This is a genomic window from Thermoleptolyngbya sichuanensis A183 (genome assembly GCF_013177315.1).
Lineage (GTDB): Bacteria > Cyanobacteriota > Cyanobacteriia > Elainellales > Elainellaceae > Thermoleptolyngbya > Thermoleptolyngbya sichuanensis.
In genome coordinates, this window is record NZ_CP053661.1 from 1,914,142 (window position 1) to 1,925,960 (window position 11,819).

Genomic DNA, 11,819 nt, shown 5'->3' on the forward strand with positions numbered 1-11,819 from the left:
GACTAACTGGCATCACAATAATGCTCAACAGGATGCCATAAAGAATCTGCTCAACCGTTCATAACAGTTGAACTTAAGGAATTGGATACAATCCTGCTCGCAGTTAAGCTGCTGTTGCAACCGGACTGTTCAGGGATTGTTCGGATGTCTTGCGTTTCGAGGCTCGTTTTTTGACCATCGGATAGCAGGGACGAGGAGTTGGCTTGTGCCCCTTGCCTCGTCCTGGCGATTTACCACGAGGTTTAGGCGCAGGAGCAGGGGTGCCAATCACTGCCAAAATGCCTGCAAACGCTTGTGCGACCCGACCCGGAGTCAACGTTTCTTGCGGTGCCTGCCAGGGCAAGGGGTGGTCAGTACAGTCCTTTCGCGCTAACCACAACTGCCAACTGAGCAACGGCATCAGGCTGCTCCACTGTTCGGTTGCCGATACAGAACTGAACTGGGGATGTGTCCAATATAGCCTCTGCTTGGCAAAGCGATACCAGTGTTCAATGGCAAAGCGACGGAGGTAGTGCAACCACAGGGTTTCTAACGGAGGCATCTGCTCACCCAGCCAAACTAACCACAAAGGAGCCAAGCGTCGCGTGCTGCTCTGTGTCTCCAGCACCTCCACGCGCAACACTTCCATTGCCCGTTTGGGGGATTTGCGGAAATGGTATGCACTCCAACGACTGACCCGCACTCGTCCCCAGTTGGGATCATCGACTTCAACGGTTTCGACCGGGACACTCCAAGTGTCAGGGTCATTGAGTTTCATCTTATGTCCATGCTTGGCAGGTGCGCCTCGCCCTCGATACGCTGGGGGCGCGCCATAGACACATCGATTGGATGTAACCCGCAGCAGCAAGTCTGCCTCAATCCCTGCCGTTTGGTTGACAAAACTGGCATTGCCGTACCCTCGGTCGTAGATCGCCAACGGACGCACCGCTAACTGCCGAGTCACTTGTTTGAGTTGGAATGCCGCTTTACTGGCGGGTGTTTCAAAGCTGGTGATGCGCTCATGCCGCAATGGTAATGCCCAACTGCCCCTGTCTTCAGCAATCCAGGCTAAGGTACTGTAGTTTTGTCCGGCTATCGGGGCATGTCCTGTTCTGCCTGATAAGGTGCGGTCTTTCAAACGCCTGGCAGCAGGACGGTTCCACCGACTCGCATCACCTGCCAACAACGGTTGCTGCTGAGTCGGTATCTGCTGCACCAACAGCTTCAGCACCTTTGATCGGGGTAGGCGGCTATCGCGCAACGCTTCATAGGTGCTCGACCACTGGCGACGAAAGACAGGACTCTGCGATAGCCTCACAAACGACACGATGCACGCACTCACTAACACGGCATCCATCAGATCAAACAGGGCATCTCTGGCGTTTCCCAAGCTGGCATACAACGTTTGGCGAAATTGCTGAAGTTCGTTGAAAATCATGGGGTCAATGTTGGTTGTACTTCATTGACCTTACGGCAGTCGGTGCTTCTCATTGACTGCCTTCCTCTTCACCATTAGTCCAAACTAAAGCTGTAACGAGGGAAGGGGTTTGCCGAATGCAAAAAAATGCCCAGACGAGCGATCGCCTGAGCATTGCCTGTTATCTATGAGCTGATTGCCTGTAAACCCAAATGGCCGACTTAAAATAAAACCGCCGACCCAAATTGAAATCACATATAAGCAGGCCGGCCTAGATAAAGAGAAACTGAATTTTGTAAACTCCGTTTCGGGCGGCCGGCGATATTGAAAACGATCTGTTATGCCAAATACGATACCAAACCTGATTTGAGTTGGGATTCAAAAGTCCTCCAATCTTTACCAATCGTTTCTTAGGTTTACTTTTCTACGTATTTTCACGGCTTCATTCTCTTCACACCCCGCTGCTTCCCATGCGTCTAATCCTGTGCCCGACTGCCGTTGAGGTGGCTGAGTGGGCTGCCCAATACGTTCTGCGGCGCATCACCGATTTTGCCCCAACGAGCGATCGCCCGTTTGTCCTTGGATTGCCCGCAGGCAGCACCCCGCTCAAGCTATACGCCCGTCTGATCGAGTTATATCAGCAGGGAAAAATCAGCTTCCAACATGTCGTCACCTTCAATATGGACGAGTATGTTGGGCTGCCCCAAAATCACCCGCAAAGCTATCACACCTACATGCATCAAAACTTCCTGAAGCACATCGACATTCCTGCCCAAAATGTCCATATTCCCAATGGCAATGCGCCCGATTTGGCCGCAGAATGTGCCGCCTACGAAGATAAAATGAAGTCCTTCGGCGGCGTGAATCTATTTATCGGGGGGGTCGGCGAAGACGGCCACATCGCGTTCAACGAACCGGGCACGTCCCTCGTCTCTCGCACGCACCTGCAAGCCTTGGGCGATCGCACGCGCCAGGTCAACGCCCGCTTTTTTGACGACCCCAGCCAAGTGCCCACCCACGCCCTCACCGTTGGCGTTGGTACAATTCTCGCTGCCCAGGAAGTCATGATCCTGGCCCAAGGCGCTGCCAAAGCCCAGGCCGTCCACCACGCTGTCGAAGGCTGTATCAATCACCTGTGGACGATTTCCGCCCTGCAACTGCACCCCAATGCCCTGCTCGTGTGCGACGAAGACGCGACGCTGGAACTGAAGGTTAAAACGGTGAGGGGGTTAGGGGAGCGAGGTTAGGGAGATGCTGGGATCAGCAGATCATCATCGGATCATCGATAGTGTTCTTGGAAGCCTCACAGGGGCTAAGGCTGGCAATCCAACTAATCGCCAATCTAAAATATCGCCAATCTAAATCCAGAATCGATATCACTCTGTCCCCTTAGCCCACGATCCTCTCACCTCATCATTCCCTCACCCCACCGCCCCAATGCCCCCTTCCGAACCCGACTTTGAACAAGCGCTAGACGAACTGGGGCGATCGCTCCAAACCCTGCAAACACGCTATGCCCAGGTCAAGACCGACCAGCAGCGTCAGGAAGCCCTGCAACAGCGCGTCGAGCAGGTGCAGCGGGACTATGCCCACACCCAAGATCCCTCCCTAAAGCTGGAGCTAAGGCGCTTGAAGGATCAGCTTGCAGAACTGGAAGTCGCCCTGGAGAGCCAGCTTTTTTCCTGGAACAGCCTCAAGGAACCCTTCTGGATGGCGGTGCGCTTTGGCGGGGTAGGAATCGTGCTGGGGTGGCTGCTAAAAAGCCTCGCCGGATAGGTCTGCCAGGGCTGCCCCCTTAGCCCAGCAGCCAAAAACCGCTGTAGGTGATGCCCGTGTCGTCTGGCTGCACCAGCAAAAAGTGCAGTCCGTGGGCCTCGCGCTGCCGCTGCTGAAAGAGACGGGCCGCCGCGGCCACGTCGGCATCGTGAAAGGTCGAGAGAATCCAGCGATCGCTCAATCCTGCTTCCAGAATCAGCCCGTCTGGGGCACCCGGCACATAGTTCAACAGCGCAGGACGCACCTCTTGGAGCCACCGCGCCAATCGCATGGATTGCCGTCCGCCGTCGATGATGACCCCCGGAACGGGCTGGGTGGAGGCGAGTCCCAGATTGATCGGCAAGAGGCGATCGGGCGTAGAGCAGATGGGAATAGGGCGATCGCCATAGAGCAGCTCCAGATCACCCGCAGCCAGGGCTGCAAATCGCCAGCGATCGCCCCAAATTGCTTCCGGCACAGGCACAGGGGGCGGCGCATCGATCGCCAGCGGGTCGTAGGCTTCGCCCGTATAACCCGGCAAGTTAGGGTAGTAGGCAGCGCGGCGCAGCAGAAAATGCTTCAGCATGGGCGCGTGGCGTGTTGGCTCCACGGTGAAACCAGCCTCCCTAGCAGCCGCTTCGATCAGTCCCAAACTCTGCGGCCGAAACACCTGAATCCGCTCTGGCGCTCCTTCTGCCTGTAGCCGCCTGAACTGAGCCGCCAGCCAATCGACCGTTGCCTGCGACTGCAGACAATCGACACAGGCGCTAAAGGCCCCCGTCGGGTCACACACTACCAGTTCCCACAGGGCTTCACCCGCTTCAGTTTGCAGGGGGCGACGATAGAAATCAGCTTGCCAAAGCACTAGAAAATATAGGGGATTGAGGGGACAGAAGCAGAAACGGGCGAGCAACGTGCATCCTGCTTTAGGCAGTGTTAAAACTTTTAGGTCGTTGATTGCCCTGAGTCGAGCCCCCTAAATCCCCGCGCTTACGCGCCGCTTCGCTAGAAAGAAGGGGGACTTCCGGAGCAGTTTTGCCCGTTTCCCCCATCGTTGAGGCTCTCTCTACGATCCTGACGGCTTAAGAAGGGGGACTTCCGGAGCAGTTTTGCCCGTTTCCCCCATCGTTGAGGCTCTCTCTACGATCCTGACGGCTTAAGAAGGGGGACTTCCGGAGCGGTTTTGCCCGTTTCCCCGCTTCTTAAGGGGATAGGGGGGATCAAAGAGTTTAAGACACGCCTTAACTTGATCTTCCCACGTTCAGGACTGACGCACTTGCAATCAATTTTCTGGATTTTGGACGATTTCTCGCGGATGCAGCCTCCGAAGCAGTTGTCCAACTGCATAAGTCCTGCCGTTAACGCTGCAAAGCTGCACGGTTTAATGCGGCTCAATGCGGTTTAATGCGGTGTGCTGCTTCCATCACGCCTTTTCTTCCTCCACTAGCGTCAGGCTTTCCCAGCCGCCTTGCGCGTCATAGCGACGAATCATGCGCTGGCGCTGGGTGGGGGAGATCAGCCAGCCCGCTTCCAGAAAGAAGGGCTTGCCCTTGGGGACGAGGAGGGGCGTATTGGCCGAGGCTCCATCGGGCAGCAGGAGGAGTTGGAGCGGGGTGCTGCCCTGGGTAAAGTGAATGGCGGTGGGGGTGACGCTGCCCGTAGTGCTGAGGGAAAGGCCAGGAGCGGTGAGGTGCTGCTGGAGTTGGGTTCCGTCCAGGCTGACTGAGAGCGTGGTGGAATAGGTTTCGGGCGATCGCCAGTCGGGATACAGCGTCACGGCGCGGCCCTGCCAAGTGCCCACCAGTTGCTCGGCGGTGAGGGGCGGGCGTTCGGCAGCAGCACTGCCCCGCAGCGTTTCGCGGATCAGCGTCAGGCTGCTGAGGCGACTTTCGCCGTTTTCGCCATGAAATAGCTCCACCAGACGCATCCGGCGATTGCCCGCGATTAGCCCAAACTCTGCGCCAAAGTCCCCAAAGGGGCTAAATTGCAGCGACCCTTGGGAAAATGCGCCTGTTTCAAAAAACAGCGTGCTGCGGTTCAGGCTGCTATATTCCAGCACCTTCGTCGTCGGCGGGTCGCCCGTGGTGGATTGGCCAAACTCTAGCGTCTGGCGGATGGTCTCGTTTTGGTTTAGCCCCTCCAGCGTCACCACGGTTGGCACGCTGCTGACTTCAGCGCCCGCAGGCGAGAGCCGTGTAAACGAGCCTTCCCAAGCGCCGAGGTTTTTCAGCAAGCACTGCCACTGGGACAGTTCGGGAGAGGGGGAGGGATGAGTCATAGGTAACCCGCTTTCTGGATTTGTTTAGTAATATGAACAAAATTTGTGTATAACTGATAACTTTTTGAAAATTCTCTAGGAAAATCCCTTATTCTAGGGAACCTTACAGAAAAGCTTATCCCGTATCGATTGCGGGCGATCGCTCGTTCGATCGGGTGAGGCTTTGGGGAGGAGGCTGATTTCCTCTCAGCGGTGGATGGTTTGCCCCAATCTGCCGCTCTAGAATGACGGGGTTAGGCAGGGCGCGGGTGCTGCTCTAGGCCTAACGGTTTTGAAATTGGGCGTTGAACACGCGGTCAGCAAGCAGCGGCCAGGGGCAACTCCTGTGGGTTGCGGTGCTGCTGGCGACGGCTCAACCCCAGTTTTGTTGTGTGTTCATTACTGGTTAACTATGAGCGTTTTAGGACTTGCCGGGGTGGCAACATCCACGGTCGGTTTTTTTTCGCCTTTTTGGGGAATACTGATACAGCCTTTGGTGGCTGAGCTTGGCGCTGTATCTACCGTTTCGGCATCTGCTGAGGTTTCGACCCAATCGGGCAATTCTCGATCCAATCTATCTAATCAAACCTTATCTAATCAGAAATCATCTAATCAGAAATCAAGTCAGGGTGCATCAAGTCAGGGCGCATCAAACCAAAAGCCCTCAAGCGGGACAACACCTAAAGCAGCATCCGGCTGTCCGATGGGTCTTTTGGCAACCGATCGTTGCCGGAGGCAGCAATGGGAGCGATCGCGCCCCGAATCTCTCCTCTCTTGGCGCAATGTGCAGTTGATGTCTCCGGCTGAAACGAAGCGATCGCCCGCTCCACCCCTTCGCCGCTCTCGCAATCTGACCCCAGCGGCAGACTCGACTCAGCCTAAGACCGAGACTACACTCGCAGCGGCGATCGCTCGCCGTCCGCCTGCAATGCCCAGAGTCACCGTGCGCCCAGCAGCGGCCCCGGCCACCGGAGCGCAGCAGGTCTTTAAGCAATGTCTGGACAGTCCGCCTGCCAGTTCCGAAGGCGTAAAGCGCGGGGCAACTCAGCAAACTCCACCCGCACCCGCCCGCCCCGACGCTGCAACGGTTTACCAAATCTGGGTGAACGGCAAAGTGGTGATGGAGCTACCCAGCAGCGAAGAGGCTGCCCCCATTGCCCAACGGCTGACCGCTGTTTTGGGCAGTCCTGGGTTTTCTGTAGACCAGTTGCGCCTGGTGCTGGTAGAGGGGGAACCGGGTGTGGCGCTGGGTGATGTAAAATCCAATGCAAAATCCGGGGATAGATCAAACGAGCCAAACGAGAGATTAGCCGCTAGCGGGGGCGATCGCCTGCTGTTCCGCGTTGATCGAGCGCTGGCCAATCGCCTAAACCGCACGGCCGATCTGGTCGCCATCGACTGGCTGAATAACCTGCGGGTGGCCCTGGGCGAAGCGCCTCTGTCGCTGATGGAGGCACAGGCAGACCTCTACAGCCTGACTCAAACAAGCCGCAACTTGGGCGGCATCACCTCCTGGTATGGGCCCGGATTTCACAACCGCCTGACGGCCAATGGCGAGCGGTTTAACCAATATGCACTGACAGCGGCCCACCCCAAATTGCCATTCAACACCTACCTACGCGTTACCAACGTCCGCAGCGGAGAATCAGTCATCGTCCGTATCAACGATCGGGGGCCCTATGTCGGTCAGCGATCGCTCGATTTGTCGCGTCAGGCTGCCCGCTGTATCGGCAGCGAAAAACCCGGCGTGGTACGCTACGAAGCGGTAATTTTGGAGCCGCAGACGACGGTGCAATAGCGCATGGATCGGAGCTTGGAGCAAGGCTTGGATCGGGATATCGGGCAGGCTATGCATCAGCAGCATTTGCCGCTCTTGGAAGCCCTGCGAGACTGTGCCCAACGGGCCCACGCGCCGTTTTATACGCCAGGGCACAAGCGCGGCCAGGGCATTCCAGCGCCAATGCGGGAACTGCTGGGCGATCGCCCCTTCCTAGCGGATCTACCTGAACTGCCGGAGTTGGACAACCTGTTTGCTCCAGAGGGCGCGATTTTGCAGGCGCAGGAGTTGGCCGCCGACCTGTTTGGCGCAGCCCAGACCTGGTTTTTGGCGAACGGCTCGACCTGCGGCATCGAGGCGGCGGTGCTGGCCACCTGCGGCCCCGGCGACACTCTGATTTTGCCAAGGAACTGCCACCAAGCGGCGATCGCGGCCCTGGTTCTCTCTGGCGCGATGCCTGTCTTTGTGCAACCGGACTATGACCCCGACTGGGGCATTGCCCACGGCGTTTCTCCCGGCGCGATCGCCACTGCCCTGGCGCAACATCCCGACGCAACGGCGGTGATGCTGATCTACCCGACCTACTACGGAGCCTGTGGAGATATCGGGGCGATCGCCCAACTCGCCCATCAGCGCGGCATTCCGCTGATCGTAGACGAAGCCCACGGTGCACATTTTGCCTTTCATCCCGACTTCCCCACGCCGTCGCTGGCAGCAGGGGCGGATATTGTCGTGCAATCCACCCACAAAGTGCTGGGCGCAATGACCCAGGCCTCGATGCTCCACTGCCGGGGCGATCGCGTCGATCCTAGCCGCCTCAGCCGCGCCCTGCGATTGGTGCAGTCCACCAGCCCCAGCTATTTGCTGCTGGCCTCGCTGGATGCCGCCCGCTGGCAACTGGCCCAGCAGGGCCCAGACCTGATGCAGCACACCCTCGACCTGGCGGCGATCGCCCGCACCCAGCTTGCCCAACTTCCCGGTCTGCGCCTGCTCACGGCTGCCCATGCCTGCACGCCCGGATTCATCGCCCTCGACCCCACTCGGTTAACCGTAGACGTAAGCGGGCTAGGGCTGTCGGGCTTTGCCGCAGACGAAATCCTGCATACACAATTGGGCGTAACCGCAGAACTGCCGGGTCTGACGCATCTCAGCTTCATCCTCAGCCTGGGCAACACGCTAGCGGATATCGAGCAACTGGTTGCAGGCTTTCGAGCCTTGGCCCAGACGGTTCAGCCTGCCGACGGGCTGGCTGCCGGAGAGTTCAAACGGGTCGGAGCGGGCTTTCCCTGGAACGCAATCGAGGTTGAACAATCGCAGTCGCCTCGTGCTGCGTTTCTGGCCAACAGCGAGGTCGTGGCGCTAGAGCAAGCGGGCGATCGCCTCTCTGCGGAAACCGTGTGTCCCTATCCGCCGGGCATTCCGCTGCTAATTCCAGGCGAACGCATTTCTAGAGGGGCGCTGCAATTGCTCAAGGCAGTGCTAGAGCAGGGCGGAACGGTCACGGGGTTAGTCGGCGAACAGGGTTTGCGAGTCGTGCAGCGCAACGGGTAGCGTCAGCGTAAAGCGCACAAAGTTATCGTGGCTTTCCAGGGCGATCGCCCCACCCAACCGCTCGACCAGCTTCTTGACCAGAGCCAATCCCAATCCTGTTCCTTCGTGCTTCCAGGGATCGTTGCTGGGAACGCGATAAAAACGTTCAAATACGCGATCCTGCTCTGAGGTGGGAATCTCTACACCCGTATTCGTGATGACAATCCTCAAGTATTCAGCGGTATATTCGCCAATCATGACCTGAATCGTTCCTTGATCGGGGGTGTACTTGCAGGCATTATTCAGCAGCTCACCCAGAATTCGACTGAGATAGGAGGCATCTGTCCGCATCGGCGGAAGGTTTGCTGAGACATTCAAACTCAAATGCTGGTTTCGAGTGCGAGTCCGTTCCAGAAACGGTTCCGCAATATGTGCCACCCAGTCACATAAATGAATGCTTGTGAGCAATAGTGGCTCCATGCCAGCATCGAGTCGAGATAAATCCAGGAGGTCGTTAATTAGCTTTAGCTCTCGCTGACATTCATCTTTCAAAATTTGGAAATAGCGGTGAATGTGGTGGAGATCCGGGTTGTCGAAAAGACCAAGCTGACGCAGGCTCAGTTCTAGCATCTGAGACGACATCTTCACGTTCGCCATCGGGGTTCGTAGCTCATGCGAAACGCTGCTCAGGAAGTTATCCTTCAGTTCATTCAACTGTTCCAACTTCTCAACCTGATTTCGGGCCGCTTGATAGAGTCTGGCTTGTCGAATGGCGATCGCACATTGATTTGCAACCTGTTCCACCAGGCGAATTTCTCTGTCCTCAAACGGCTCATTCCCTGCCCGATAAAGCCATAAATCTCCCAATAAATTCTGATTGTCTCGAAGCAGACATGCCAACACTGTAAAAGGCTGGTCTATGTCTCGCAGAATCAGCTTTGCGTTTTGGTTTTCTGGAAAATCGCCTGCGGATGCGTGGGGCAGGATATGCCAGCAAAAGTGAACGATCTGCCTCTGAAAGAGTTGCTCATACAGGTCTGCATAATCTCTGATTGACACGATGCTGGCATGTCTAGACGGGATATTCGGTGCAACATACTCGTGCTGAATGATGGAGACATTTTGCTCTAGGTCGTAAAGTCCCGTATCGCAAATGCTGACTCCTAGCCCTGTGCCCAGCTCTTGCACCACCTTTTGCAAAATTACGTCTTCATCAAGGCTATCGCGTACCTTGTCAGTAATGCGCTTGAGCAATTTCTCAAAGTCGAGTGCTTTTTTCAACTGAGCAGTCTGCTGCTGCACCTGGGCCAATAGGCTTTGGTTGAGTTGCTGCACCTGATGGTAGAGTTCAGATTGTTGAATCGCAATGCCGACTTGATTAGCCAGTTGCAGCAGCAACTCACACTCCCAAACTTGCCACTGGCGCGGATCGCAGCACTGATGCACCAGCAGCAGCCCCCAAAGCTGTTTTTGCACCAGAATCGGCACAGCTAAGTTGGCAGTGACCTGGAATTGCAGCAGAAAGTCGCGATGGCAGGGCGCGATGTCATCGGTGTAGACGTTATCGATCGCCCGCACGCGCCCTTGCTGATAGCGCTCTAGCCAGTTTTCTCGAAAGCAGGGATCGTCGATGACGCGATCGCACAGGGTCCAGTCTGCTCGACCGACCGATTCCACCACCACGCGCCCGCTCCAGTCGGGATGAAACTGGTAAATCATCACACGATCGGCCTGCAAAAACTGACGCACCTCCTCCACCGTTGTAGACAGCACCTCGGATGAATCCAGCGATTGGCGAATGCGCTGGGCAATTTGGGCAATCAGCCGTTCGCGCTGGGTTTGCTGCTGGAGGCGCTGTTCTGCCTGCTTGCGCTCAGTAATGTCCTGCGTGGTGCCAAACAGGCGCACCGTCCGTCCCTGCTCCACAATGGCCTGCCCCCGGTTGTGGAGGTGGCGAATCGAGCCATCCGGCAGGACGATCCGCATTTTGTGATCGTAGGCAGCGCCCGTGGCGATCGCCCGCTTCACAAATTGCTCAAACGACCGCACATCTGCTGGATGAATGAGTCTTCGCAGGGTGCGATAGGTCGGCGATTGCGCCGGGTCAAGCCCAAAAATGCGATAGGTTTGCTCTGACCATCTCACCGTTTGCGTCTGCACGTCGTATTCCCAACTGCCCAAGCAGGCGAGCCGCTGAGCATCGGACAAATCCTTTTCGCGCCGCCGGAGGGCGATCGCCAGTCGTTTGTATTCGGTGATGTCAGTATTGGCAAAAACACAGGCTTCAATCTGCCCTTGATTGTCAACCAGCGGATAGAGTCGCGTCAGCATCAGGCATTCGGTGCCATCCTGACACTGGAAGGTTAGCTCTACATTGGCAAACGACTGGCCTTCAAAGACTTGCTCCACCATCGTCTGCACAGCGTTCCACAGCGCTGGGCTGGGCATCAGGTCTTGCAGCGATCGCCCCAGCATCGTCTGCCCATACTGAAACATCCGCTCACAGGCAGGATTCCAGTTGAGAATCAGCCCCGCCCGGTTGACCCAAAAAATGGGGTTGGGCGAATGGTCTACGAGTTGGCGATAGTAGCTCTGTGGCTCCTGGGCAGTTCCCGTAGGCAAATTCAGGGTTACCACGCCCAGGAGTTGTCCGTCCGAGTCCGTTACGGCTACATGGTCAGCACGAGGCGGCGGTGATGTAGAAACCAGCGCGTTCCATTCGGCCTCTGTGATGACCGCGGGCGATCGCTGCACTAGGTCGCCAATCTGCGTCGCACTCAGGTCGATGCCTTGGGCGATCGCCCGAACCAAATCCTGAGCCGTGAACAGACCCAGCAGTTGCCCTTGCTGCAAGACGGCAATGTAGACCGATTCAGCCTCGTGCATGAGGCGCACGGCCTCGACCACCAGGGTTTGGGCCACGGCAGTAATCGGTGGCAGCAAAAAGGAATCGCCAGCAGGTGGCGGACAAGCAGCAAGCAATGGATCGGCCGGCTTTCTAGAGGCGATGTTTTCGGAAGAAAGCTGATTTCTGAAAGGAATGTCTTCTGTCATGGTTTATCTTCAATTAGCCTAGCTGACAGAGTTGGGAAACCCCAACCTGA

The 11,819-nt window shown here is 56.8% G+C and carries 8 protein-coding genes; 4 read left to right on the plus strand and 4 right to left on the minus strand.

The features are described 5' to 3' along the window. Window positions 1-103 precede the first annotated feature (103 nt). On the minus strand, window positions 104-1,417 hold the full coding sequence (locus HPC62_RS08080; RefSeq protein ID WP_172353733.1) for an NF041680 family putative transposase: 1,314 nt from the start codon (window positions 1,415-1,417) through the stop codon (window positions 104-106). A 449-nt stretch (window positions 1,418-1,866) separates the two neighbouring features. Between HPC62_RS08080 and nagB the strand changes: the two genes are divergently transcribed. Continuing rightward, entirely contained in the window at window positions 1,867-2,643 is a 777-nt protein-coding gene (nagB, locus tag HPC62_RS08085; protein ID WP_172354685.1) for a glucosamine-6-phosphate deaminase, read from the plus strand. Between the two features lie 190 nt (window positions 2,644-2,833). Further along, window positions 2,834-3,172, plus strand: coding sequence for a hypothetical protein (locus tag HPC62_RS08090; RefSeq protein WP_172354687.1), 339 nt, complete (start codon window positions 2,834-2,836; stop codon window positions 3,170-3,172). A 19-nt stretch (window positions 3,173-3,191) separates the two neighbouring features. Here HPC62_RS08090 and HPC62_RS08095 read toward each other — a convergent pair whose 3' ends face one another. After that, the gene (locus HPC62_RS08095) at window positions 3,192-4,016 is read right to left on the minus strand and encodes a Tab2/Atab2 family RNA-binding protein (RefSeq protein ID WP_225906765.1); all 825 of its coding nucleotides are present in this window, start codon (window positions 4,014-4,016) and stop codon (window positions 3,192-3,194) included. A gap of 558 nt (window positions 4,017-4,574) precedes the next feature. Next, window positions 4,575-5,429, minus strand: coding sequence for a DUF3598 family protein (locus HPC62_RS08100; RefSeq protein WP_172354691.1), 855 nt, complete (start codon window positions 5,427-5,429; stop codon window positions 4,575-4,577). Window positions 5,430-6,201: 772 nt separating this feature from the next. On the opposite strand from HPC62_RS08100, the gene HPC62_RS08105 reads away from it, so the two are divergent. Together HPC62_RS08105 and HPC62_RS08110 are read left to right on the plus strand one after the other, a co-directional pair. Further along, entirely contained in the window at window positions 6,202-7,206 is a 1,005-nt protein-coding gene (locus HPC62_RS08105) for a septal ring lytic transglycosylase RlpA family protein (RefSeq protein ID WP_172354693.1), read from the plus strand. A gap of 3 nt (window positions 7,207-7,209) precedes the next feature. After that, window positions 7,210-8,736 (plus strand): aminotransferase class I/II-fold pyridoxal phosphate-dependent enzyme, encoded by a 1,527-nt coding sequence (locus tag HPC62_RS08110; protein ID WP_225906764.1) that lies wholly within the window; start codon window positions 7,210-7,212, stop codon window positions 8,734-8,736. Here HPC62_RS08110 and HPC62_RS08115 read toward each other — a convergent pair. Beyond that, window positions 8,692-11,658 (minus strand): GAF domain-containing protein, encoded by a 2,967-nt coding sequence (locus tag HPC62_RS08115; protein WP_172354703.1) that lies wholly within the window; start codon window positions 11,656-11,658, stop codon window positions 8,692-8,694. The genes HPC62_RS08110 and HPC62_RS08115 overlap by 45 nt on opposite strands. Between the last annotated feature and the right edge of the window lie 161 nt (window positions 11,659-11,819).

Coding starts and splice junctions, on each gene's coding strand:
- HPC62_RS08080 (WP_172353733.1), bottom strand. CDS start 1,417: ATGATTTTCAACGAACTTCAGCAATTTCGCCAAACGTTGTATGCCAGC.
- HPC62_RS08110 (WP_225906764.1), top strand. CDS start 7,210: ATGGATCGGAGCTTGGAGCAAGGCTTGGATCGGGATATCGGGCAGGCT.
- nagB (WP_172354685.1), top strand. CDS start 1,867: ATGCGTCTAATCCTGTGCCCGACTGCCGTTGAGGTGGCTGAGTGGGCT.
- HPC62_RS08090 (WP_172354687.1), top strand. CDS start 2,834: ATGCCCCCTTCCGAACCCGACTTTGAACAAGCGCTAGACGAACTGGGG.
- HPC62_RS08100 (WP_172354691.1), bottom strand. CDS start 5,429: ATGACTCATCCCTCCCCCTCTCCCGAACTGTCCCAGTGGCAGTGCTTG.
- HPC62_RS08105 (WP_172354693.1), top strand. CDS start 6,202: ATGTCTCCGGCTGAAACGAAGCGATCGCCCGCTCCACCCCTTCGCCGC.